The following is a 25096-nucleotide window of genomic DNA, read 5'->3' as shown; positions in this document are numbered from 1 at the left end:
AAGCTGCTGCCGGCTGCTCTCCGCGATAGTGGCGCTTGATCTTGCGGGCATGTTGCACCGACTTGAGCATGCCGCAATTGCATATCAACGTCTTACGACGGTAAGCGCCGCGGGGGGAGCAGGTTGAGCAGGATCGACGTTTTTGTGGCGCCGCGGCCCAATGCGACGCTGATCAAGGCCATGACATTCGTCAACCGCATTGTCATGCTGCACGGCATTCCGGGGCTTCGCGACCTGTTGCCGTTCAACCGTCTGGCCGGTCTGCGCGGCGTCGCCAATGTCCGCCACATCGATTTTCCGGAGGACGACCGGCAAAGGTTGAAGGCTTGTTGCGGCGCGGGCAAGGCGACGTTCATCACGCCCAACCATCCGGAGTTCTTTACCGACTGGATGATCGACAAGGAGGTCGTCTCGCGGGTAAGCCCGCTGGCGGCATCCTGGGCCACGCACGGCGTCGTCAACGGGCTTGGCCGGCTGATGCAGAAATTCTGGCTGGCCAACAATCTAATCGCCCAAATCCCGGGCAATAGCGGGGCCGCCAAGGAACATTCGGTGGCCTGGGCGCTGAAAGGGCACGGCGTTCTCCTGCATCCCGAAGGCGGCGTCGGCTGGCATGCCAACATCGTTGCCCCGCTGCTGCCGGGCGCGGTCGAGATGGGGCTCGAAGCGCTGAAGCGCGGCCGCCTGACGGATCCGGATTTCAAAGTTTGGATCGCGCCCGTGATCTGGAAGCTCGCTTTCACGGGGAATGTCGAGGCAGCGCTGGCAAAGGAGTGCGCCTACGTCGAGCGCAGCCTGAAGATCGAACGCCATGCCGCCGATTCGCTGCCGGAGCGCGTCCATCATATCTATGCGACGTTGCTGTCGCGCGATGAGGCTGCATATGGCCTGCGGTCCGATGAGCGGGTTTCGTATGACACACGTCAGAAGGACCTGCTCGCGGAACTCGGCCGTCGCCTTGCTGAACTTGTCTCGGTCGGCGCCGGCACGCTCGACAGTGCCGAGCTTTTGCGCCGGTCGCGCCGCTGGCTGCGAGAAAACACGGATGATACCGGAAGCCGGAAGCAGGTCCGAACGCTGGCGGATACGATCCAGCGCTTGCGGCGTGTCGGGCCGTGGGCTTCAGCCAATCCGCGCATCACGCAGGAGGAGATCGCCGAACACTTGAAGCGGATCCGCAACGATTATTGCAAGGGTACACTGCGCGATACGATCGATCGTTTCGTGCCGCAGCCGGCAGGCCCACGCCGCGCCCATATTCGGGTGCCGGACCCGTTAGGCTTGCACGCCTATGAAGGCTCCGTCGAGGCGGCACTCGTCGAACTGCACGACCGCATGCAGGGGACCATCACCAGCACCATAGCGCAACTCCAGGCCGGCGGCGGCTTCATATTCTATGCTAATCCCTTCTATCATCGTTAGCGGCGTGTTGGTCGGCGCAAGATGAAGGAGTGCGGCAAGCCTCATGGCGGTCTATGTCGATGCGGCGATCTGGAAATGGGTCGGCCACCGCTGGTGTCATCTGCTGGCAGACGACACCGACGAGTTGCATCGCTTCGCCGCGCAGCTCGGCATCAAGCGCTCGTCCTACCAAGGGCCGCCGAAGACATCGGCGCCGCATTATGACATAACCGGGTTCGAGCGCGACCGCGCGGTGCGGCTCGGCGCCATCGAGTGCAGCCGCGAGGAGATCGTCGCTGTTTTCCGGCGTGTGCGCGTGCCGAGGGGGAAGATGCGACGATGACATTGACGGCATTTTTGGCTTACTGCGCCGCGATCACATTTGCCGCCGCCACGCCTGGTCCGGCGATGTTCACGGTTATCGCCAATGGCGTCTCGCTTGGCTTCGTTCGCGCTTTCCTGGCTGGACTCGGCATCGCCGCAGGCGACGCGGTGCTGGTCACCTTGGCACTGCTCGGTCTCGTGGCGCTGGTACAGGCCTTCGAATGGGTTTTTTTAATCCTGAAGTATGCGGGTGCTGCCTATCTGGTGTTTCTCGGCATCCGGATGTGGCGATCGGCCTCCGCGCGATCGCATGGACAGCACGCAACCCAGGCAAGACTGTCTCGATCGTTTTTCCTCGGTATCTCCATCGCATTGGGCAATCCCAAGGCGATCCTGTTCCACGCCTCTATCATGCCGCTGATTCTTGACCTCAATACGATGACCTTCGCCGATGGGCTGCTCGTGGTTGCGGTCGTGATCTGCGTCAACATCGTCACCATGGGCTTCTACGCAGCGCTCTCCGGGCGGGCTTCGAGCTGGTTCAAGACGCCAAGGCGCATGCGGCTGATGAACAGGTTTGCCGGCGGCGCCATGATAGGCACCGGTGCGCTGATCGCCGCACGCTGAGCCGCAAGACGCCACAGCGCTTGCGTTTGTCGCGCATCCCCTCTATATGCGCGCACATTCCACACACGGACTTTGGTGTCTGCCCGGGAGAAATCCGGCGGAAACCTCCGGTGGCGTTCGAGGACCAAGTCCAAAAAATGCCTGTGTCCGTGGAGGCTAACCGGAAAGGAAATAAGAATGGCTCTGCCTGATTTCAGCATGCGCCAGCTATTGGAAGCTGGCATTCACTTCGGCCACCAGACCCACCGCTGGAATCCGAAAATGGCGCCCTATATCTATGGCGCCCGCAACAACATCCACATCATCGACCTCTCGCAGACGGTGCCTTTGCTGCACCAGGCGCTGAAGCAGGTTTCCGACACTGTTGCCAAGGGCGGCCGCGTGCTGTTCGTCGGCACCAAGCGCCAGGCCTCCGACATCGTCGCCGATGCCGCGCAGCGCTCGGCTCAGTACTATGTTAACTCGCGCTGGCTCGGCGGCATGCTGACCAACTGGAAGACGATCTCGAATTCCATCCAGCGCCTGCGCAAGCTCGACGAGATGCTGGCCGGCGAGGCTCAGGGCCTGACCAAGAAGGAGCGCCTCAACCTCGACCGCGAGCGTGAGAAGCTCGACAAGGCGCTGGGCGGCATCAAGGATATGGGTTCGACGCCCGATTTGATGTTCGTGATCGATACCAACAAGGAAGCGATCGCCATCCTCGAGGCCAAGCGTCTCGGCATCCCGGTCGTTGCCATCATCGATTCCAACTGCGACCCGGACAAGATCGACTTCCCGATCCCCGGCAATGACGATGCGGCCCGCGCCATCCAGCTCTATTGCGATCTGATTGCCAAGGCTGCGATCGACGGCATCGCCCGCCAGCAGGGCGCACTCGGCGTCGACATCGGCGCATCGGTCGAGGCTCCGGTCGAGCCGGCGCTCGAACCGACCCCGGCCGCCGAGAGCCCGGCAACCCAGACCCCGGAAGCATAATAGCGAAGGCCGGCTGCGGCCTTCATCTTTCCAATATGTTGGCGCGGTAAGCGCTACCGGCACCAGGCGCATCATCGAAACTCGATGGTGCGTCGGTGCATTTAGACAAAGAGGCGACAATGAGCATTTCGGCTGCACAGGTCAAAGAACTCCGCGACTTGACCGGCGCGGGCATGATGGACTGCAAGGCGGCGTTGAACGAGACCAACGGCAACATGGAAGAAGCCATCGACTGGCTGCGCAAGAAGGGCATTTCCAAGGCCGACAAGAAGGCTGGCCGTACTGCTGCCGAAGGCCTGATCGGCGTCGATTCCGGCGTCCGCGAGGCAGCGATCGTCGAGGTCAATTCCGAGACGGATTTCGTTGCGCGCAATGCTGCGTTCCAGGAGATCGTCGCCAATGTCGCGAAGGTCGCGCTTGCCTATGGCGGCAAGACCGAGGCCGTTGCCGCTGCTCCCTATCCGGGCTCGGGCAAGTCGGTCACCGAGACCATCAAGGACGCAGTCGGCACCATCGGCGAGAATCTGGGCTTCCGCCGCTCGGCCAAGCTCACCGTCGAGCACGGCGCTGTCGCAACCTACGTCCACAATGCGGTTGCCGACGGCCTTGGCAAGCTCGGCGTGCTGGTCGCCATCGAGACGACAGGCAACGCGCAGGCCGCCAACGCCTTTGCCCGCCAAGTCGCCATGCATGTCGCCGCCACCAACCCGATGGCCTTGACCACCGAAGAGCTCGATCCGGCCGCGGTCGAGCGCGAGAAGGCGATCTTCGCCGACCAGGCGCGCCAGTCCGGCAAGCCGGAAGCGATCATCGAGAAGATGGTCGAGGGCCGTTTGCGCAAGTTCTACGAAGAGGTCGTGCTGCTCAAGCAGGCTTTCGTGCTCAATCCCGACATCACCGTCGAGAAGGCGCTGAAGGATGCCGAAAGCGAGATCGGCGCGCCGGCCAAAATCGCCGCCTATCTGCGCTTCGCGCTCGGTGAGGGCATCGAGAAGGAAGAGACCGATTTCGCGGCGGAAGTCGCGGCAGCGGTCAAGAAGTAAACTATTCGTTTGAAAGGCTTTTTCGGCCGGGTGTCCGCGAGGATGCCCGGCCGATTTCTTGCGCGGTGTCGATAAAGGCGCGGAGCTTCGGGGCCATCGCGGCGCGGCGCGGGAAATAGAGGAACAGTCCCGGTTCCTCGATCGATGCCTCGCCAAGGACTTCGACCAGCCGGCCTGCCTCGATGTCGGGCTTGACAAGCGGCTCGAACAGATATGCGAGGCCGATGCCGGCAAGGGCCATGTCTTTTGCCGACAGCGGTTCGCTGACGACGACGCTGCCGCGCGTCTCGACGCCGATATCCTTGCCCTGGTCTGACAGATCCCAACGGTAGAGCGCACGTGATCGCAACAGCCGATAGCCGATGCAGTTGCGGGTGGAGAGATCAGCAATTGTTCGCGGCTTTCCGTGGCGGCCGATATAGGCCGGAGAGGCGACAATGGTCGTCCGGAACGGCTGAGTCAGCCGCACCGTCACCATATCCTCGGCGATCATCTCGCCCAGCCGGATGCCGGCGTCGAAACCCTCGCCGACGATATCGCTCAGACGTTCGTCGGTGACGATCTCCACCGTCACGTCAGGGTAACGTTCCGCCATCGCCGTCAGGATGGGCATCAGCGCCAGAGGCAGCGCCAAACGCGGCGCGTTGATCCTGAGCAGTCCGCTTGCCCGGCCTTTGACAGAGCGGATGCGTTCGATCCGGTCGGCAATGTCTTCCAGCGCCGGCTCCGCCGCAGCGACGAGGGCGGTGCCAGCCTCGGTCAGCGAGACGCTGCGTGTGGTGCGGGCAAACAACGGCTGGCCGATTCGCTCCTCCACCAGCCGCACCGCATGGCTGACCGCTGACGGGCTCATGCCGAGCTCGGCGGCCGCCGAGGCGAAGCCGCCACGCCGCGCGACGGCAACGATTATAGGTAGGTGGCTAAGCAGATCGCGATCCATTCATGCATGGTATCGCATAGTCCATTCGGATAATGCAATCTTATCGGATAGGGAAGAAGAACGCATCTTTGGCTGCATCACACGGCAATCGCCGAGCAGCCAAGGAGACGTCCAATGACCGACCTCAAGTCCGAACGAACCCGTAATCTCGAGACAGTGCGTAAATTCTTTGACCTGATGCACCGCAAGGACATTGAGGCATGGGGCAACCTTTGGGCTGAAGATGGCCGAATCCTTGTCTTCTACCCGCCGGCAGGATTTGGAAGCAGCATCGATGGTAAGGCCGCGATCCTGGCGGCCTTCCGAGGCCTCTTCGGCAATTTCGAATCCTTCGACTCCCAGCTGACAGCCGTCTATCCGGCAGCGGATTCGGACGCGATCGTCGTTGAGTACAAGAACCGCGCGATGCTGATTGGCGGCTCTGAATACACCAACAGCAATATCGCGATCTTCCGCTTCGAGAGCGGTCTGATCAGCGCCTACCACGACTATTTCGATCCGCGTCGGTTCCAGGTGGTGGTCGATGCGCTGGCCAAGGCCTGACTGCATATCCCAGGCAAGGACCTCAATCCCGTTTTCAAATTTCAGGAGAAAATCCATGACCATGTCCTACTACACGCTCGGCAACAGCGGGCTGCGTGTCACTCGTCTGGCGCTCGGCACCATGACGTTCGGCACGGAATGGGGCTGGGGCGCGGAGAAGGAAACGGCGCGCGCCTTGGTTGATGCCTATGTCGAAGCCGGTGGCAATTTGTTCGATACCGCCGATCTCTATACCGGTGGCACGGCCGAAACCTGGCTCGGCGAATTCATCGCCGAGCGTGGGCTGCGCGACAAGGCGGTGATCAGTACCAAATTCACCTACAACGCCGAACCGGGTAATCCAAATGCCGGCGGCAACGGCCGTAAGAACATCCTGCGGGCGGTAGACGGTTCGCTGAAGCGGCTCGGCACCGATTACATCGACCTCTACATCCTCCATACCTGGGACAGGCTGACGCCACCGGAGGAGGTGATGCGGACGCTGGACGATCTGGTGCGCGCCGGAAAGATCCGGCATGTCGGTCTGTCCGACGTGCCGGCCTGGTACGCAAGCCGGGCGCAGGCGATCGCCGAGCATCGCGGCTATGAACCGGTTTCGGCGCTTCAGGTCGAATATTCGCTGGCCGAGCGCAACATCGAGCACGAGTTCGTGCCGTTCGGCACGCGCTATGGCGCTGGAATCATGGTCTGGAGTCCGTTGGCCAGCGGCCTGCTCAGCGGAAAATGCCGTTTCGATACAATCGTCAAGGATGGTGGCCGGCTGGAGACAATGCGTGGTTCGACCAATCCCGGTTTCCAGAAATTCACCGACCGCAACTGGCAAATCGTCGCCGAACTGGAGAGGGTTGCCGGCCAGCTCGGCCGCAGCATGGCCCAGGTCGCCCTGAACTGGGCGGCAAACAGGCCAGGCATTGCGTCCGTCATCGTCGGCTCCACCAGGCTTGACCAGCTCAAGGACAATCTCGGCGCGCTTGATTTCGACATTCCCGAAGACCTTCGGGCACGGCTCGATGCGGTGAGCCGGCCGGTCACGCCCTTTCCGTATTCGTTCTTCGGCCCTGAAATACAAGGCGGCTTGACCGGTGGGCAGGCGGTTGGCGACAAGCCGGCAAGCTATCTGCCGGATCTGCTCATGCAAGGCACTTTTGCCGGCGTGAGCTGACGGCTATCCCAGTCCACGATCTCAACTTACCGGCCCGGGCGCCGGGTGACATCGCGGCGCCCTTCGTGTATCGGAACGCCCAGTGTTTCGGGGCGCCACCGAAGCGCGTCACACGCATGATGACGAGGACCAGATGACGGTGAAGCCCCTCTACCGACGTGTCTTGCTGAAAGCGTCGGGCGAAGCGTTGATGGGCGAACAGCATTTCGGCATCGACGTATCGGTGGTCGACCGCATCGCCGCCGACATTGCCGAGGCCCGCGCACTGGGCATCGAGGTCGGTGTCGTCATCGGCGGCGGCAACATCTTTCGCGGCGTCGCGGTTGCATCAAAAGGCGGAGACCGCGTCACCGGCGACCATATGGGCATGCTTGCCACGGTCATCAATTCGCTGGCGCTACGCACCTCGCTCAACAAGATCGGCGTCGACGCCGTGGTGTTGTCGGCGATCGCCATGCCCGAGCTGTGCGAAAGTTTTTCGCAGCGTCAGGCAACCGCCTACATGAACCAGGGCAAGGTCGTCATCTTCGCCGGTGGCACCGGCAATCCGTTTTTCACTACCGATTCGGCTGCAGCCCTTCGCGCCGCCGAGATCGGCGCCGATGCTTTGTTCAAGGGCACTCAGGTCGATGGCGTCTATTCGGCTGATCCCAAGAAGGACCCGAACGCGACACGCTTCGAGCGCATCAGCCATAGCGACGTCATAAAACGCGGGCTTTCGATCATGGATACCGCGGCGATTGCACTTGCGCGCGAAAACAACATTCCGATAATCGTCTATTCGATCCACGAGAAGGGTGGTTTCGGTGATATCCTGCGTGGCGGCGGCCGTTGCACGGTTGTCGCCGACGATTAATCCGGACCGTGAACCCGAAAGAGGGACCAGTTCGCGGATTGAGGCTCGAACAGGGTTTTACCCTCAAGGCAGTGAACCCGGGCTAAACGGGTCGAGGAGACGATGATGAGTGGCGAATACGACGATCTCAAACGGCGCATGGACGGGGCGATCGCCGCGTTCAAGCATGATCTGGCTTCGCTGCGCACCGGCCGCGCCTCGAGCAGCCTGCTCGACGCCATCCAGGTGCAGGCCTACGGCACCGCCATGCCGATCAACCAGGTGGCAACCGTGTCGGTGCCGGAGCCGCGCATGATCTCGGTTTCGGTCTGGGACAAGTCGATGGTCAGTGCCGTCGACCGCGCCATCCGTGAATCCAATCTCGGCTTCAATCCTATCGTAGACGGCACCAATCTCAGGATCCCGTTGCCTGAACTCAACGAGCAGCGCCGCAAGGAGCTTGTCAAGATCTCGCACGGCTATGCCGAGAATGCCCGCGTCGCTGTGCGTCACGTTCGCCGGGACGGCATGGACTTTCTGAAAAAGGCGGAAAAGGACGGCGACATCAGCGAGGACGACCACCGCAAACGGGCCGACCAGGTTCAGAAACTAACCGACGAGACAATCAGCACCATCGACCACCTGCTTTCCGACAAGGAAGCGGAAATCATGCAGGTCTAGGGTCTGGCCACGGCTGGCCCGGAAGCGAGAACATGGCAACGCCCGCGCATGTCGCGATCATCATGGACGGAAACGGACGCTGGGCCAAGGCGCGCGGCTTGCCGCGGCTCGCCGGTCACCGCGCCGGCGTCGAAGCGCTGCGCAAGACGGTGCGCGCCGCCCCTAGCCTCGGCATCTCCTTCCTGACCGTCTACGCTTTCTCGTCGGAAAACTGGTCACGGCCGAAATCCGAAGTCAGCGACCTCATGGGCCTGCTGAAGCTTTTCATCCGACGCGATCTCGCCGAGTTGCACCAGAGCGGCGTCCGAATCAGGGTCATCGGTGACAGGGCAGGGCTGCAGCCCGACATAAGAGGCCTGCTCGAGGAAGCCGAAACGCTCACTCTCCGCAACGAGGCGCTGACGCTGGTCATCGCCTTCAATTATGGCGGGCGCGACGAGATCGTCCGCACAGCGCGCAAGCTCGCCGCGGCGGTGGCGCGTGGCGAGATCGACAGCGAAGCGATCACGGCAGAGTCCTTCGCCAACTCGCTCGATACAGAGGGCATTCCGGACCCGGAACTGGTTATCCGCACCAGCGGCGAGCTTCGGCTGTCGAATTTCCTGTTATGGCAGGCCGCCTACAGCGAACTTGTTTTTTTGCCTTGCTACTGGCCCGACTTCAGTCGCGAGCACCTGTCCGATGCACTGCGCGATTTCGCCGGCCGCGAGCGCCGCTTCGGCGGACTTGCCGCCCAAGACGTCGCCTCGGGCTGAGGGATGAGCAACCTTCAGCTCCGCGTCATTTCGGCCGTCGTGCTTGCCATCGTTACGCTCGGCCTGACCTGGCTTGGCGGACTGCCCTTCCGGTTGCTTTGCGCTGCCATGGCGGCGGTGATCTTCTACGAGTGGACGCGGATGAGCCGCCCCGTTGCGCCGGCAGGTGCTAATGCTACGGCAGGTTTCCGCTTTCTGCCCGAGGCGCTGATCGTGGTCTTTATCGGTGCCCTCATCGCCGGCCTGCCTGCGTCTTTGCTGCTGCCGCTCGTCGCGGCTCTGGTTGCTGTCGCTGCCATCGCGGCGTCGATGCGCAAGGCAGGACCGTGGGAAGCATCCGGCCTTGCCTATGCGGCGGTTTCCGGCCTGTCGCTGGCCTTCTTGCGCGACGGCGACCGTTCCGGGCTGCTGGCCATCCTCTTTCTGTTCGCCGTGGTTTGGGCGACCGATATTTTTGCATATTTCGTCGGCCGCTCCGTCGGTGGTCCAAGGCTGGCGCCGTCGATCTCGCCGGGCAAGACGCGGAGCGGGGCGCTCGGCGGGGCGATCGGCGGCGTGGTGGCCGGGCTGCTTCTGGCCGCCATAGCCGGAACGGGCAACGTTGTCGTGCTTGGCGTGATCGCACTGGTGCTTTCGATCGTCGCGCAAGCCGGCGACCTGTTCGAATCATGGGTCAAGCGACGCCACGGCCGTAAGGACTCCGGCGCGCTAATACCCGGCCATGGCGGCATCATGGACCGGGTCGACGGGCTTGTCGCGGCGGCTTTCGCCCTATACGTCATCGGCTGGATTTCCGCGACCGCCGACCATCCCGCACAGGGACTGTTCCCGGTTTGAGCGGCATCCGACGGCGGGTTGGCGCGGGTTGCGCCATGGATTCGCCTGGATTGATGTCACAGTCGCGGCGTGACCTGCGCCGTGGATGAATTTGAGGGCATGAATTGAACGAGATTCTTCACGCGGTTTTCAGCACAGAGGGCTTTGTCCTCGGCACGCTGGTGCCTTTCCTGTTCGTGCTGACCGTGGTCGTTTTCGTCCACGAAATGGGCCACTACCTCGTCGGCCGCTGGTGCGGTATCGGCGCAAAGGCCTTTTCGATCGGTTTTGGTCCTGAAATCATCGGCTTCAACGACAGCCGCGGCACGCGCTGGAAGCTTTGCGCCATACCGCTCGGCGGCTACGTCAAGTTCGTCGGCGACATGAACGCGACGTCGAGCCAGCCCAGCTCGGAGGAGATCGAGGCGCTGAGCGACGAAGAACGCAAGGTCGCCTTCCACACGCAGCCGATCTGGAAGCGCGCGGCGACAGTGGTGGCGGGGCCGCTGTTCAACTTCCTGCTGACGATCGCTGTCTTTTCCGTGCTTTTTTCTGTCCATGGCCGTCCCGTGCTGGAGCCGATGGTGGCTGAGGTTACCGTCGGCAGTCCGGCGGCGGCGGCCGGCATCATGCCCGGCGACCGATTCGTCAGCGTCGACGGCAGCAAGGTCGAGACCTTTGCCGACGTCCAGCGTCTGGTCTCCGGCCGTGCCGGCGACAGCATCACCTTCGTCATGCTACGCGGCGGCAAGGAAATCACCGTCACGGCGACGCCGCGCTTGATGGAACAACAGGACGCACTGGGCAACAAGGTCCAGGTGGCCGTGATCGGCGTCGTCAACAACAAGGAACTCGGCCAGCCACGGCTGATCACCTACAGTCCGGCCGGGGCGGTCGGGGCAGCGGTCCAGGAAACCGGACACGTCATTCAGCGCACCGGCCAGTTCCTGCAACGTTTCGTTGTCGGTCGCGAGGACAAGTGCCAGCTGGGCGGCCCTATCAAGATCGCCAAGATGTCGGGTCAGGCGGCAAAGCTCGGCTTTGAATGGCTCGTACAGCTTGTTGCATTCCTGTCAGTCGGGATCGGGATTCTCAACCTTTTGCCGATTCCCCCCCTCGACGGAGGGCATCTTCTGTTCTACGGCGTGGAGGCTGTCATCCGGCGGCCGGTGTCCGAACGGATGATGGAAATGGCTTACCGAAGCGGCCTCATATTGGTGCTCGGCTTCATGGGCTTTGTTTTCTGGAACGATCTGTTTGGGTGCTGAAATCATGAAGGAATTTGGCTTCGGCACGAGCAATGTTGAGACGCCGTTTACCATGCGTGGGGATATGCGTGACGCGAAAGCCACGCCACAGGGTTAAGTAAATACAAATTAACCAGAAGCCTTGCGTGTAGGGAAAATCCGGTTAATACGGTAGGGGAAATTACCGCACGTCCGGTTTTCTCGCCGTGGGGACTTCGAGAAAAGGTACAAAAGCCCGATGAAGGCAGCATCCAAGTTTCTGAGCGCCGCGTCCGCGGTGGCTATGTCCGCCGCTCTGGTTGTACCAGGCGCGCTCGCAGTGCAGTTCGTTGCCACATCGGCCGCCGAGGCGGCTGTCGTCTCCAGAGTCGAAGTCACCGGCAATCAGCGTGTCGACGCGGACACCATCCGCAATTACGTGACGATCAAGCCGGGCAAGGCGTTTTCCAGCTCCGACATCGACGATGCGGTCAAGGCGCTGTTCGGCACCGGGCTGTTTTCGGACGTGCAGATCAACCAAGTCGGATCGACGCTGGTCATCAAGGTTTCCGAATACCAGGTCGTCAACCAGGTGCTGTTCCAGGGCAACAAGAAGCTCAAGGACAACGCGCTTGAAGCTGCGGTGCAATTGAAGCCGCGCAGCACCTTCTCGCAACAGCAACTCGACACCGACGTTGAGGCGGTCAAGGCCGCTTACAGGCGTATCGGCCGCGACGACGCCGCCGTGACCACCCAGATCATGGATCTCGGCGATAACCGCGTGAACGTGGTCTTCAACATCAACGAAGGCGGCCGCACCCAGATCGCAGCGATCAATTTCGTCGGCAACAGCGCCTATTCGAGCCGCCGTCTGTCGGACATCATCTCCACCAAGCGCTCGTCCTTCCTTTCCTTCGTGCTGCGCGACGACGTCTATGACGAGGACAAGCTGCGGGCCGACCAAGAGCTGTTGCGCCGCTTCTATTACAATCACGGCTATGCCGACTTCCAGGTCGTCTCGGCTGTCGGCGAACTCGACGACACCACCAACAAATACACCGTCACCATCACGGTGCAGGAGGGCGAGCGTTATACGTTCGGCGATGTCAGTGTCGAAAGCACAATCCCCGAGGTCGACAGCAAGTCGCTTGAATCGGTAGTCCAGACCCACAAGGGCGATGTCTATAACGCCAAGGACGTCGAGGACACGATCATCGCGCTGACCGAGAAAGTCGCCGGTTCGGGCTATGCCTTCGCCCAGGTGACGCCGCGCGGCGATCGCAACTTCGAAAACCACACGATCTCGGTTGTGTATACAATCGACCAGGGCACCAAGGCCTATATCGAGCGCATCGAGATCCGCGGAAACGATCGAACGCGCGACTACGTCATTCGCCGCGAATTCGATGTCAGCGAAGGCGATGCGTTCAACCAGGTTCTCATCCAGCGCGCGAAGAGGCGGCTGGAAGCGCTCGATTATTTTGAGAAAGTCGAGATTTCCACCGTTCCGGGCTCTGAGCCGGACCAGGTCGTGTTGGTGGTCGACGTAGTCGAGAAGTCGACCGGTGAATTCTCGATCGGTGCCGGCTATTCGACTGGTGGCGAAACGTCAGGTCCGTCCGTCGAAGGTTCTATCAGTGAGCGCAATTTCCTCGGTCGCGGCCAATTCATCAAGGTGGCGGCGGGCGGCGGCAAGAACTCGCGCGACTACAGCTTCTCTTTCACCGAACCTTATTTCCTTGGGCGGCGCATCGCGGCCGGCTTCGACATCTACAAGCAGAGCCGAAACTACGACCATTACGACAGCGATACGACGGGCGCGACAGTGCGTTTCGGTCTGCCGATCACCGACAACATCACGACGCAGCTCGCGTACAATATCGCGCAAGAGAAGTACGAGTTCGACGAAGACTGCGACCCAATGGCCGGTTGCAACGTCTCCCAGGCGATCCAAAACGGAGTTAACGAGAGCCCATGGCTCAAGTCGTCGGTCAGCCTCGGCCTGATCTACAACACCATCGACGACATGAAGAACCCGCATGACGGGCTTTATGCCAATGTCAACACCGAAGTGGCCGGCGTCGGCGGCGACGCCAAGTTCATCAAGGTCACGGCGCGCGGCAGCATCTATCAGACGTTGTCCGAACAATTGGATCTGGTAGGCCTCATTTCCGGCGGCGCCGGCCATGTCCAGGGATATGGCGGCGGCGATCTACGTGTCTTCGACCATTTCCAGAGCAGCGACCGTATGATCCGCGGCTTCGAATATGGTGGCATCGGTCCGGTTGCCTTGGACAACCGCAACGACCATCTCGGCGGAACCACTTATTTCAACGCCTCGGCCGAAGCCCAGTTCCCGCTGCCGGTTATCCCGGAAAGCTTCGGCCTCCGCGGGGCAGTGTTTGCCGATGCGGCAACGCTCTACGGCAGCAAGATTGCAAGTGGCCTCGTCGATCAGTCGACAACCGGAATGGAATGGCGCGCTTCTGTCGGTGTCGGCCTGATGTGGGCATCGCCCTTCGGTCCGATCCGCATCGACTATGCGATCCCGGTCAAGAAGGAAAAGACCGACGACGTGCAGGAATTCAACTTCGGTATATCGACCCGCTTCTGATGTGCGGGTAACGATGCTTCCGGCTCGTTTGGATCCGGATGGGCGGTGACCCGACACTACAGCGCAGCGCGTCCTATTGGACACGCAAAGGATGTTGTAGCACTTTGTTTTTGCGCATGATCCTTTCCGAGGATCGACTTCCGATTTCCGGGGTCATGCGCTAGCTGGATATTGCTTCTGGAATGACCGATCCGGTGTTCTTCGCGCCCTCACGCCGGTATACGGCCGGCGAAGTCGCGAATCTGACCGGCTCGACGCTTGTCGATTCCGGTCTCTCCGATGTATCGATCGAGGCTCTGGCGCCCGCCAACGAAGGCGGCGAGAACGCGCTTGTCTTCGTCGATGGGAGGCGCAATTTCGCGCTGATGCAGTCACTGCGGGCGGCAGCGGTTCTCTGCCCCGCCGAATTTGCCGGCAAGGCGCCGGCGGGCATTGCGGTGCTGGTGCATCCGCGCCCGCAGCAGGCTTTCGCAATGGTCGGGCGCCTGCTTTTCCCGGCGGCTGCAACGCCTGGACCGATGACCGGCGAAACCGGTATCTCGCCGCACGCCCATGTCGATCCGACCGCCCATGTCGAGGCCGGTGCGATCATCGAAGCAGGCGCGGTCATCGGGCCGCGCGCTGCCATCGGCAGCGGAACCGTCATTGCCCCGCATGCGGTTATCGGTCCTTCCTCTCAGATCGGCCGCGACGGCTATGTCGGTCCAGGTGCAAGCGTGCAATATGCGTTGATCGGCAATCGCGTCATCATCCATGGCGGTGCCAGGATCGGCCAGGATGGCTTCGGTTTCGTTGCCGGCGCCAAGGGTCCGGAGCGGGTTCCGCAGATCGGCCGCGTCATCATTCAGGACGACGTCGAGATCGGCTCGAATACGACCGTCGATCGCGGCGCCATGTCCGACACGATCATCGGCCAGGGCACCAAGATCGACAATCTGGTGCAGATCGCCCACAACGTTCGCATCGGCCGCAATTGCATTATAGCCGGGCTTTCGGGTATTTCCGGTTCCGTGACGGTAGGCGACAACGTCACCATGGGTGGCGGCGTCGGCCTTGCGGATCATTTGACCATCGGGTCCGGGGCCAAGCTTGCCGCAAGAAGCGGGTTTATGAGCAATGTGCCTGCAGGTGAGATTTGGGGAGGATATCCGGCGCAGCCGATGGCGGAAGCCATGCGCGAGATAGCGGCCTTGCGCAGACTTGCACGGACGCGCAAACAGGGTGAGGGGGGAAATGGCTGAGATCGCAGCGGCGACGCTCGAAGCGGTTGACATAATGCGGCTGATGAAGCTCCTGCCGCACCGCTATCCGTTCTTGATGATCGACCGCATTGTCGACATAGATGGCGACGAATCCGCCATCGGCATCAAGAACGTCACCATAAACGAGCCGCATTTCCAAGGTCATTTCCCCGACCAGCCGGTCATGCCCGGCGTGCTCATCATCGAGGCGATGGCGCAGACGGCCGGCGCCATCTGCATCCGCAGCCTCGGTACGGAAAAGCCGTCGCTGGTTTATTTCCTGACCATCGACAACGCCAAGTTCCGCAAGCCGGTCGTTCCAGGCGACCAATTGAAAATTCATGTGAAGAAAATCAAGAAACGCGGCAATCTTCTCAAATTCGCCTGCGAGGCCCTCGTCGATGGCACCAAGGCGGCGGAAGCCGAGATCTCGGCAATGATGGTCGCAAGCGGCTGACAAACGAATGCTAATGAAAATCCAGACAGTCATCCATCCATCGTCGGTCATCGAGGCAGGCGCCCAAATCGGCGAAGGCGCCCGCATCGGACCCTTCTGCTACGTCGGCCCCGACGCCGTGATCGGCGACCGTGTCGAACTGGTCAGCCATGTGTCGGTGATGGGCGCGACCACCATCGGTGCATCGACCAAGGTCTATCCGATGGCGATACTGGGCGGGCCGCCGCAGAACACCAAGCACAAGGGCGGCCGTACCACGCTGGTGATCGGCGAGAACTGCGCGATCCGCGAAGGCGTCACCATGCATCTCGGCACCGATTCCAGCCGCGGCGAAACGACGATCGGCGACAACGGCAATTTCCTCGCCTATGCCCACATTGCACATGACTGCGTGGTCGGCAGGAACGCCACCTTCGCCAATCAAGCGACGTTAGGCGGGCATTGCGAAGTCGGTGACAATGTCTACATCGGCGGCCTTACCGCGGTTCATCAGTTTGTCCGCATCGGCGATAACGCCTTTCTCGGCGGTTGCTCGGCGATCGTCGGCGACGTCATTCCTTACGCCATCGCCGTTGGCAACCGTGCCAACCTTCGCGGCCTCAACATCATTGGCCTGAAGCGCGCCGGCCTGCCGCGTTCGGAGATCCACTTGCTGCGCAAAGCCTACAAGACGATCTTCGATCGCTCCCGGACCGTCGGCGAGAACATCGAATTCGCCAAGGCGGAATTCGCCTCGTCGCCGACTGCCATGAAGATCGTCGACTTCATCGCCGGTCGCGGCAAGCGGCACTACGCCGTGCCGTCGCTCAAGGGTAGCGACGGCGACGATACCGATGATGAAGACTGAGGGCAGATGACGAAGATTGAGGCTGCCGGAAAGGGCCTTGATCTCGCGCCAGATGCCAAGGTCGGCATCATCGCTGGCGGCGGCAGTCTCCCGGTCGAAATTGCCCGAGCGCTCGCCCGGCAAGGCAAACCTCCCTTCGTCGTCATGGCGGCGGGCGAGGTCGACCGCATAGCCGATTTCGAGCCCTATGAGCAGGCAAGCTTGAGGCTGGAGGACGTCGGCTCGCTGCTGCCGATGCTCAAGCGGCATCACGTTACGCATCTGGTGACCGCGGGTCATATTACGCGCCGCCCCAGGCTTAGCGCCATGCGCCTCAATTTGGGCCTGCTCGCCTGGCTACCCAGCCTTCTCGTCGGTGTAACCCGGGGGGACGATACGGTGCTGAAACTGTTCGTGCGCAGGATCGAGCGCAGCGGCATCAAGGTTGTCGGCGCTCACGAGATCGTGCCGGAACTGGTCGCCGCCGAAGGCCCGCTGACCAAGACCGCGCCACGCAAATCCGACTGGCGCGACATCGAGGCGGCGCACGCTGCAGCAAAAGCTATCGGCGCGCTGGATATTGGCCAGGCGGCTGTTGCGGTCGGTGGCCGCGCCATCGCGCTGGAAGGCGTCGAGGGCACAGACGGGCTGCTCGAGCGGACAAAACAATTACGCGGGCACGGGAGGCTGGCTGGCAGGAGCCGTGGTGTTTTGGTCAAATGCGCCAAGCCCGGTCAGGAACTGCGTGCCGATCTGCCCTCCATTGGCCCGCTGACCGTCGAGGCGGCGCATGCCGCCGGACTGGCCGGCATTGCCGTCGAAGCCGGCCGCTCGCTGGTGCTCGAAGGTCCTGCCACCATCGGGCGTGCCAATGCGCTCGGCCTGTTCGTGATCGGCCTGCCTGCTGCGGAGCCGGTGCATGGCGAATGAGCGGCCGTTGAAGATAGCCGTCGTCGCCGGCGAGGAGTCCGGCGATCTGCTTGGCGCCGATCTTGTGCAGGCGTTAAAGCGCATGACCGGGCGCGAAGTTCGGCTCGTAGGCATCGGCGGCCGCCATTTGCAGGTGCTCGGTTTGGCGCCATTGTTCGACGGCAGCGAGATCGCGCTGATGGGGCTTAGCGCCATCCTGCGCGACCTGCCGCGCCTGATGCGGCGGATCGGCCAGACGGCAAACGCGATTGTCGATGAAAAGCCCGACTGCCTTATCACCATCGACAGTCCGGATTTCTCGCTGCGCGTCGCCAAGAAGGTGCGTGCCGCCGATCCGACGATCCCAATCGTTCACTATGTCTGCCCCAGCGTATGGGCTTGGCGGCCGGGCAGGGCGGCGGCGATGAAGCCATATGTCGATCACATTCTTTGTATCCTGCCGTTCGAAGTGAAGGAACTCGCTCGCCTGGGCGGGCCGCCCGGCACCTATGTCGGGCATCGCCTTGCACACGATCCGGGCATAGTCGGTGCCGCCAGGGCGCAGGCGCAGCCGCGTGACCTCTCCGCCGACCGTGTGAAAACGTTGCTTGTATTGCCCGGTTCGCGCCGCGGCGAGGTGCGGCGCCTGGTCGGGCCGTTCGGCGAAACGGTATCGATTCTGCGGGCGCGCGGGCACCGCTTGCGCTTGCTGTTGCCGACGGTGCCACACGTCGCCGACCTGGTCAGGTCCTCGGTCGCGAGCTGGGACGAGAAGCCGGAGATCATCCTCGATGCCGAACGCAAATGGCAGGCCTTCGGCAAGGCCGATGCGGCGCTGATCGCGTCGGGGACGGTATCGCTGGAACTGGCACTGGCGGGCGTGCCGATGATCTCCTGCTACCGGCTCGATCCGGTCATGCGCATGGCGCAGGGACTGATCAAAGTTTGGAGCGCAGCCTTGCCCAATCTCATCGCCGACCGGCCGGTCGTGCCGGAACACTACAACCAATATGTGCGGCCGCATTATCTGGCGCGCCAGCTGGAGGCGCTATTCTCCGATACCGCCTACCGCGCCTGGCAGAAGGACGGTTTTGCCGAAATCGCCGGGCGTATGGCAACCGACAAGCCGTCAGGCGAGATGGCGGCGGGGGTGGTGATGGGCATGGTGAGGAAGTGAGCGAGTAGTGAGTAGCGAATAGGAAATGGTGCTGGCCGTAACAGCCAAGCTGCTTCAGCTACTACTCGCTACTCGCTACTCGCTACCTTCACCGCTTCGCGATCGGCACGTAATCCCGTTCCGGCGCACCGGTATAAAGCTGGCGCGGACGGCCGATCTTCTGGTGCGGGTCCTCGATCATCTCCTTCCACTGCGCAATCCAGCCGACGGTGCGGGCAACCGCGAACAGCACGGTGAACATGGTAGTGGGGAAGCCCAGCGCCTTCAGCGTGATGCCGGAATAGAAATCGACGTTGGGGTAGAGCTTCTTCTCGATGAAATAGGAATCGGTCAGCGCGATCTTTTCCAGCTCCATGGCGATGTCGAGCAGCGGATCGTCCTTGATGCCGAGCTCGCCCAGGACTTCGTGCGCGGTCTTCTGCATGATCTTGGCGCGCGGATCGTAGTTCTTATAAACGCGGTGGCCAAAGCCCATCAATCGGAACGGATCGTTCTTATCCTTGGCGCGCGCAATGAATTCCGGGATGTGATCGACATGGCCGATCTCGCCCAACATGTTCAGGGCTGCCTCGTTGGCTCCGCCATGTGCAGGACCCCACAGGCAGGCGATGCCTGCAGCGATACAGGCAAAGGGATTGGCGCCCGACGAGCCGGCGAGGCGGACGGTCGAGGTCGAGGCGTTCTGCTCGTGGTCGGCGTGCAGGATGAAGATGCGCTCCATGGCGCGCGCCAGCACCGGATTGATCTTGTATTCCTCGCAAGGCACGGCGAAGCACATATGCAGGAAGTTGGCTGCGAAATTCAGTTCGTTCTTCGGATAAATGAACGGCTGGCCGATGTGGTATTTATACGCCATCGCCGCGATCGTCGGCATCTTGGCGATCAGCCGCATAGAGGCGACCATGCGTTGATAAGGGTCCGAGATATCGGTAGAATCGTGATAGAAGGCCGACAGCGCGCCGACCACGCCGCACATCACCGCCATCGGATGCGCATCGCGGCGGAAGCCGGTGAAGAAGCGCGACATCTGCTCGTGCACCATGGTGTGGCGCGTCACCCGGTAGTCGAAATCGTCCTTCTGCGCCTTGGTCGGTAGTTCTCCGTAGAGCAAGAGATAGCAGACTTCGAGGAAGTCGCCGTGCTCGGCCAGCTGGTCGATCGGGTAGCCGCGGTGCAAGAGAATACCGGCATCGCCATCGATGAAGGTGATTTCCGATTCGCAGCTCGCCGTCGACGTAAAACCGGGATCGTAGGTAAATACGCCGGTGGTGCTGTAGAGCGAACCGATGTCGATGACATCAGGTCCTACCGAACCACTTCGTATCTTGAATTCATGGGTTTTGCCGTCGAGTTCCAGTTTTGCCGTCGACGCCTGGGTTTTGCCGCCAAATTCCATCTTTGTCGCAGGTTCGGTCATAGCAAGCTCCTTTTTGTTTCCTCAGGCCGGCAACGGCAAAACATTGAACCCAACACGTCAAAAGCATCGGAATACGCACATTTGCGCCCGCAATTGAATCTGCGCGCCAGATTAGGCCAAGACCCAATGTTGCACTGCGAAACACACCTTTCAATGCCAATCTTCTTGGGCCAGTTTCCTAATCGATTTGATCAGCAATCCGCGCCAGGCTTTCCTCGCGGCCAAGCACGGCCAGCACATCGAAGACGCCGGGCGAGGTGCTTTTGCCGGTGAGCGCGGCGCGCAGAGGTTGGGCCACGGCGCCGAGTTTGTGGCCGCCGGCCTGCGCATAGTCGCGGATCGCGGCTTCCGCCGAGGCGGCAGACCAGTCCGAAACCGTGGCCAGCGCCGCATGAGCGCCCTGCAGGATCGCGCGCGCGTCACCGCTGAGCAGCGCCCCCGCCTTCTCGTCGACCGGCAGCGGCCGCTCGACGAATAGGAATGCAGCCCCTTCAACAAGTTCGACCAGCGTCTTGGCGCGCTCCTTCAGGCCCGGCAAAGCGGCAAGCAATTGGGCCTTGCGTCTGTTGTCGAGGCTAGCTGCGATCGCCGGACCGCCTTCGAGATAGGGCAGAGTGGCGATGAAGATATCGAGCAGCGTCGCGTCGTTCATGCGGCGCATGTGCACGCCGTTCAGCGCCTCGAGCTTGGCGAAGTCGAAACGGGCGGCGCCTTTGTTGACGTCGCCAATGTCGAACCACGCGATCATGTTGGCGATCGACATGATCTCATCGTCGCCGTGGCTCCAGCCAAGCCTCGCCAGATAATTGAGCAGCGCCTCCGGCAGGTAGCCCATGGCGCGATAGGCCTCGACGCCGAGCGCACCGTGACGTTTCGACAGCTTGGCGCCGTCGGCACCGTGGATCAGCGGGATATGCGACATCGACGGCACCTCCCACCCCATGGCATGGTAGATCACCGTCTGGCGGGCGGCGTTGGTCAAATGGTCGTCGCCGCGGATGATGTGGGTGACGCCCATGTCGTGATCGTCGACGACGACGGCATGCATGTAGGTCGGGTTGCCGTCCGAGCGCAGAATAATGAAATCGTCGAGATCCCTGTTGGGAAAGCGTACGTCGCCCTGGACGCGGTCATGCACAACCGTCTCGCCGTCTGTCGGCGCCTTGATGCGGATCGCCCCCTTGGCGCCGGCCGGCGCCTCCGAGGGGTCGCGATCGCGCCAGCGGCCGTCATAGCGGGGAGGCAGCCCCTTGGCCCGTGCGCTCTCGCGCATTGCCTCCAACTCGGCAGGCGTCGCGTAACAATAATAGGCCTTGCCCATGCGAACGAGTTCCTCGGCCACCTCGCGATGGCGCGGCGCACGCTCGAACTGCGACACCGGCTCACCGTCCCATGTCAGGCCAAGCCAGGAAAGCCCGTCGAGGATGGCCGCGGTTGCCGCATCGGTGGAACGCTCGCGGTCGGTGTCCTCGATGCGCAGCAGCATCGTGCCGGCTGTGTGCTTGGCATACAGCCAGTTGAACAGCGCCGTGCGCGCCCCGCCAATATGCAGATAGCCGGTGGGCGAGGGGGCAAAACGGGTGACGACCTTGTCGGGCATGGAACTCTCAGGCAGGCGAAGGAAGTGGGTTTGCGGACTTTCGCGCGTTGCGCGTTCATGTAGCATAGGAGGTCGAGGGCGCAAGGGGCAGACCCGATGGCTGTGCGAGGCCGTGGTGCGGGCGAGGGCGAGGACGTTGGCAGCGGCGTCAGCGAACGCTTGCTGTTTGCCGCGCCCGTGCCTGTCCTGCCGGCACCGGCATTGCTGCCGGTTCCACGCTTTGATGCCCCGTCGCTGCCGGCGAGCGACCCAGCAACGGTTCTCGTGCCCGCGGCCGAGCCCATCGTGCGCCTACGCCGGCGTTTCCGCCTCCCGTCACCGTCCCGTATCCGCAACGGCGTAACCTCGGCGGTCGGCCTGGAGCTCGACCGTGGGGTCGCCTTCCTGCTGGTGCCGGTGTTCCTCGCATGCGGGGTGGTCGTATATTTTGCGCTGGCGGTGGAGCCGGCCTTTCCACAGCCGATCGCAATCGTCGCCTTGGCAGCCCTCTGTGCCGTCGCCTCGCGGTCGTGGCCCAGAACCCGCCTGTGCTTCATGGCGGCGTTGCTCTGCGCGCTTGGCGTGCTTGCCGCCAAGGTCGAGACCTGGCGTGTCGGAACGCATATGCTCGGTTCCGAAATCTCGACGCGCCTCACGGGTCGCGTCGTATCGTTCGAGCCCATGGCGAGCGGCCGCATCAGGCTGACGATCGATGTGATCTCAACTGCCAGGCCGACACTGCGCTACATGCCGGAACGGGTCCGCGTTTCGGCGATGAAAATACCGGCTGAGCTGACCGCCGGTTCCGAGATCGCCGGCTATGTGCGGCTGCTGCCGCCGACCGGGCCGGTGCGGCCCGACAGCTATGATTTCTCCTTCGACAGCTATTTTGCCGGTATCGGCGGCAGCGGCTTTTTTCTCGGCAATCCGAAAGTCGTGTCGTCGAGCAGCATGCCGTTTGCCGCGCGGCTTTCTTCCGCGATCGAAGACGCGCGCGAATCCATCGCCGACCATATCCGCAGCCGCATCGGCGGCGCCGAGGGCGAGATTGCTGCTGCGCTGATCGTCGGCGTGCGCGCCGGCATTCCCGAGGAGATCAACGAAGCGATGCGGCGTACCGGCATCTACCACATCATCTCCATCTCGGGGCTGCATATGGCGTTGGTCGCCGGCACCATTATGGCGCTGCTGCGCGGCGCCTTTGCGCTGTTTCCCGATTTCTCATCGCGACGGCCGGTCAAGAAATACGCGGCGGCCGCCGCGCTTTTTTCGATTGCGGCCTACCTCGTCTTTTCCGGCATTGTGGTGGCGGCCGAACGCAGCTTCATCATGTTGGCGGTGATGCTTATCGCCGTGCTGTTCGACCGGGCCGCGCTCACCATGCGCAACCTGGCGATCTCGGCCATCGCGGTCATTCTGGTGTCGCCGCACGAGGTGGTCGGTCCGAGCTTCCAGATGTCCTTCGCCGCGACGGCGGCCCTTGTCGGCGCCTATGCAGGCTGGTCCGATTACCGCGCCGGCGGGGCCACCACGCCGCCGCCCCGGCGGTCGCCGCTACGCTTTGCCACTAGAAAGGTACTGCTGGGCATGGGCGGCCTGGCGATGACCTCGATCATTGCAGGGAGCGCCACGGCGCTTTTCGCCATATGGCATTTCCAGCGCGTGGCGCCGCTCAGCCTGTTCGCCAATCTGGCCATCATGCCTATCGTCTCACTGGTCGTCATGCCCTTCGCCGTCCTCAGTGCGCTGGCGATGCCGTTCGGCGCGGATGGGCCTTTCCTCTACGTGATGGGCAAGGGGCTGACGGCGATGATCGCCCTGTCCGGGTGGATCTCCGAGCGCTCGCCGATCGATGCGGTCGGGCTGATTTCGCTGAGATCTGTCCTTTTGGTGACGATCGCCCTCGTCATTGCCAGCATGGCGACGACCTGGTTGCGGCTCGTGGCCCTTCCTTTTGCGCTCGCCGGCTTGCTAACGACAACGCAGACGCGCGTACCCGATGTATTGATCTCGGAGGACGCACGGCTCGTCGCGCTGCCGATCGGCAGCGGTGAACTCGCGGTCAACCGGGCACGCCCGAATGAGTTCACCATCGACAACTGGAAACGCGCGCTCACATCAGAGGCTATCGTCGCGCCGGAAACACCTGGAAAGAACGATCCGCAATTCGACATTGCCGATCCGGCCGACTTACCGCCGGGCATGCCGTTCATTTGCACGGACGGTCTCTGCCTTGCCAGGCATCCATCCGGCGCGATCATCGCGCTAGCCAATGACCGCGATACTGCACGGCCAGCCTGCGCCTTTGCCAGCTTGATCGTCATCGACGACGCCACCGCCCATAATCCCTGCTACTACGACCGGCTGGTCCTCGTCGTCACCAAACGGCAACTGGCGCGCGCGGGAAGTGCGGCCGTCTATTTCGATCCACAAGCGGCAACACGCGCCGAAATCCGCTTCGCCGTCGAAAAATCATACCGGCCCTGGCACGTGCAGCGGAAATTTTCACGCGCGGCGCGGGGCATGCCGCCATACCGCAGAGCCGACAAGCCAAAAGCCGGCGCCAAGGGCGCAGCTCAGTAGCGGCGGATCAGCCCAACGAGCTTGCCCTGCACCTTGACCCTGTCTGGTCCGAAGATGCGCGTCTCGTAGGCCGGATTGGCGGCTTCCAGGGCGATCGAGGCGCCCTTGCGGCGGAACCGCTTCAGCGTCGCTTCTTCCTCGTCGACCAGTGCCACCACGATCTCACCGGGGCTCGCCGTATCGGCATTGCGGATGATCACCGTGTCGCCGTCGAAAATGCCAGCCTCGATCATCGAATCGCCTTTGACCTCCAGCGCATAATGCTCGCCGCCCATGATCATGTCCGGCGGCACCGAGATCGAATGCGTCTGGTGCTGGATGGCATCGATCGGCACACCGGCGGCGATGCGGCCCATCACCGGGATCGACACGGCGGCGACGACATCGTCGTCATTGCCGGCTGCAGGCATCCGCGACGATGTCGGCTTGCCCTGCCGAGGACCTTGCCCAAGACTGCCCTGGATGACGCTCGGCGAGAACTTGCGTGCCGCATTGAGGCCGGGGGCGATCGAATCGGGCAGGCGCAGCACCTCCAGTGCACGGGCCCGGTTGGGCAAACGGCGAATGAAGCCGCGCTCCTCCAGCGCCGTAATCAGCCGGTGGATTCCCGATTTGGAAGCCAGGTCGAGCGCTTCCTTCATCTCGTCGAAGGAGGGCGGGATACCGCTTTCCTTCAGCCTTTCGTGGATGAACATAAGCAGTTCGTGTTGTTTGCGTGTCAGCATAGCGACCCCCAACAGAATCAGAAAAACAAACCCAGAACAAACACTATCTGTTCCAGTTGTGTTCCGCAACTGTTTAAAGTTTAATGAATGTGTTAGGGCTCGGGAAACGATACCACTCACCAAACCGGAACGCTGCATTTTCACCGCCGCGGGCGTCATCGCCTTGATTCTGCTTTCGTTTGCGGCCTCTGGGTTCCCAGAAGGCGGCACTGGTATCGGCCTTCAGCCGGCAAAGGGCAC

The 25096-nt window shown here is 62.2% G+C and carries 23 protein-coding genes; 19 read left to right on the top strand and 4 right to left on the bottom strand.

Annotated features, from left to right (window positions below; translation table 11 throughout):
• Positions 1–123: 123 nt before the first annotated feature.
• The 5 genes from NKI22_RS16485 to tsf all read left to right on the top strand — a co-directional run bounded on the left by NKI22_RS16485 (position 124) and on the right by tsf (position 4370).
• Positions 124–1422, top strand: coding sequence for a lysophospholipid acyltransferase family protein (locus NKI22_RS16485; RefSeq protein ID WP_352482291.1), 1299 nt, complete (start codon positions 124–126; stop codon positions 1420–1422).
• Between the two features lie 43 nt (positions 1423–1465).
• On the top strand, positions 1466–1744 hold the full coding sequence (locus NKI22_RS16480) for a DUF4031 domain-containing protein (protein ID WP_023717736.1): 279 nt from the start codon (positions 1466–1468) through the stop codon (positions 1742–1744).
• On the top strand, positions 1741–2352 hold the full coding sequence (locus NKI22_RS16475) for a LysE family translocator (RefSeq protein WP_352587146.1): 612 nt from the start codon (positions 1741–1743) through the stop codon (positions 2350–2352). The genes NKI22_RS16480 and NKI22_RS16475 overlap by 4 nt, the downstream gene beginning before the upstream one ends.
• Positions 2353–2529: 177 nt before the next feature.
• Positions 2530–3327, top strand: coding sequence for a 30S ribosomal protein S2 (gene rpsB, locus NKI22_RS16470; protein WP_023717734.1), 798 nt, complete (start codon positions 2530–2532; stop codon positions 3325–3327).
• Positions 3328–3446: 119 nt separating this feature from the next.
• A complete protein-coding gene (gene tsf, locus NKI22_RS16465) occupies positions 3447–4370 on the top strand; it encodes a translation elongation factor Ts (protein WP_023717733.1) in 924 nt (307 codons plus the stop codon).
• Position 4371: 1 nt separating this feature from the next.
• Here the strand turns inward: tsf and NKI22_RS16460 are convergent, their stop codons facing one another.
• On the bottom strand, positions 4372–5310 hold the full coding sequence (locus NKI22_RS16460; protein WP_023717732.1) for a LysR family transcriptional regulator: 939 nt from the start codon (positions 5308–5310) through the stop codon (positions 4372–4374).
• A gap of 114 nt (positions 5311–5424) precedes the next feature.
• Between NKI22_RS16460 and NKI22_RS16455 the strand changes: the two genes are divergently transcribed.
• The 13 genes from NKI22_RS16455 (at position 5425) to lpxB (ending at position 18552) form a co-directional block, all read left to right on the top strand.
• The gene (locus tag NKI22_RS16455) at positions 5425–5853 is read left to right on the top strand and encodes a nuclear transport factor 2 family protein (RefSeq protein WP_352482295.1); all 429 of its coding nucleotides are present in this window, start codon (positions 5425–5427) and stop codon (positions 5851–5853) included.
• A 55-nt stretch (positions 5854–5908) separates the two neighbouring features.
• The gene (locus tag NKI22_RS16450; RefSeq protein WP_352643301.1) at positions 5909–7015 is read left to right on the top strand and encodes an aldo/keto reductase; all 1107 of its coding nucleotides are present in this window, start codon (positions 5909–5911) and stop codon (positions 7013–7015) included.
• Positions 7016–7148: 133 nt separating this feature from the next.
• A complete protein-coding gene (gene pyrH / locus NKI22_RS16445; protein WP_023717729.1) occupies positions 7149–7871 on the top strand; it encodes a UMP kinase in 723 nt (240 codons plus the stop codon).
• A gap of 105 nt (positions 7872–7976) precedes the next feature.
• Complete coding sequence (gene frr, locus NKI22_RS16440) at positions 7977–8531, top strand: ribosome recycling factor (protein ID WP_084642476.1); 555 nt, start codon at positions 7977–7979, stop codon at positions 8529–8531.
• 32 nt (positions 8532–8563) lie between these two features.
• Positions 8564–9286: an isoprenyl transferase gene (locus NKI22_RS16435; protein ID WP_352640924.1), complete on the top strand. Its 723-nt coding sequence runs from the start codon at positions 8564–8566 to the stop codon at positions 9284–9286.
• Between the two features lie 3 nt (positions 9287–9289).
• Positions 9290–10123, top strand: a complete 834-nt coding sequence (locus NKI22_RS16430; RefSeq protein WP_023717726.1) for a phosphatidate cytidylyltransferase — start codon at positions 9290–9292, stop codon at positions 10121–10123.
• A 104-nt stretch (positions 10124–10227) separates the two neighbouring features.
• A complete protein-coding gene (rseP, locus tag NKI22_RS16425; RefSeq protein WP_352482672.1) occupies positions 10228–11370 on the top strand; it encodes an RIP metalloprotease RseP in 1143 nt (380 codons plus the stop codon).
• A 217-nt stretch (positions 11371–11587) separates the two neighbouring features.
• A complete protein-coding gene (gene bamA, locus NKI22_RS16420; protein ID WP_352482671.1) occupies positions 11588–13942 on the top strand; it encodes an outer membrane protein assembly factor BamA in 2355 nt (784 codons plus the stop codon).
• A gap of 182 nt (positions 13943–14124) precedes the next feature.
• A complete protein-coding gene (lpxD, locus tag NKI22_RS16415) occupies positions 14125–15183 on the top strand; it encodes a UDP-3-O-(3-hydroxymyristoyl)glucosamine N-acyltransferase (protein WP_352482670.1) in 1059 nt (352 codons plus the stop codon).
• Complete coding sequence (fabZ, locus tag NKI22_RS16410) at positions 15176–15640, top strand: 3-hydroxyacyl-ACP dehydratase FabZ (protein WP_023717722.1); 465 nt, start codon at positions 15176–15178, stop codon at positions 15638–15640. Before lpxD ends, fabZ begins: the two co-directional genes overlap by 8 nt.
• Positions 15641–15653: 13 nt before the next feature.
• Positions 15654–16487 (top strand): acyl-ACP--UDP-N-acetylglucosamine O-acyltransferase, encoded by an 834-nt coding sequence (gene lpxA / locus NKI22_RS16405; protein ID WP_352816225.1) that lies wholly within the window; start codon positions 15654–15656, stop codon positions 16485–16487.
• Between the two features lie 6 nt (positions 16488–16493).
• Entirely contained in the window at positions 16494–17396 is a 903-nt protein-coding gene (locus NKI22_RS16400; protein WP_352816223.1) for an LpxI family protein, read from the top strand.
• On the top strand, positions 17386–18552 hold the full coding sequence (gene lpxB / locus NKI22_RS16395; RefSeq protein ID WP_352816221.1) for a lipid-A-disaccharide synthase: 1167 nt from the start codon (positions 17386–17388) through the stop codon (positions 18550–18552). Before NKI22_RS16400 ends, lpxB begins: the two co-directional genes overlap by 11 nt.
• A gap of 88 nt (positions 18553–18640) precedes the next feature.
• Here the strand turns inward: lpxB and gltA are convergent, their stop codons facing one another.
• Together gltA and gltX are read right to left on the bottom strand one after the other, a co-directional pair.
• A complete protein-coding gene (gltA, locus tag NKI22_RS16390) occupies positions 18641–19969 on the bottom strand; it encodes a citrate synthase (protein WP_023717718.1) in 1329 nt (442 codons plus the stop codon).
• Positions 19970–20147: 178 nt separating this feature from the next.
• A complete protein-coding gene (gene gltX, locus NKI22_RS16385) occupies positions 20148–21569 on the bottom strand; it encodes a glutamate--tRNA ligase (protein WP_352816219.1) in 1422 nt (473 codons plus the stop codon).
• A gap of 96 nt (positions 21570–21665) precedes the next feature.
• On the opposite strand from gltX, the gene NKI22_RS16380 reads away from it, so the two are divergent.
• A complete protein-coding gene (locus tag NKI22_RS16380; RefSeq protein WP_352816218.1) occupies positions 21666–24131 on the top strand; it encodes a ComEC/Rec2 family competence protein in 2466 nt (821 codons plus the stop codon).
• Here the strand turns inward: NKI22_RS16380 and lexA are convergent.
• On the bottom strand, positions 24125–24856 hold the full coding sequence (gene lexA, locus NKI22_RS16375) for a transcriptional repressor LexA (protein ID WP_352790155.1): 732 nt from the start codon (positions 24854–24856) through the stop codon (positions 24125–24127). The genes NKI22_RS16380 and lexA overlap by 7 nt on opposite strands.
• Positions 24857–25096 lie beyond the last annotated feature (240 nt).

The organism is Mesorhizobium sp. M0778, assembly GCF_040320105.1.
Lineage (GTDB): Bacteria > Pseudomonadota > Alphaproteobacteria > Rhizobiales > Rhizobiaceae > Mesorhizobium.
This window is presented reverse-complemented; position numbering and strand designations above follow the sequence as displayed.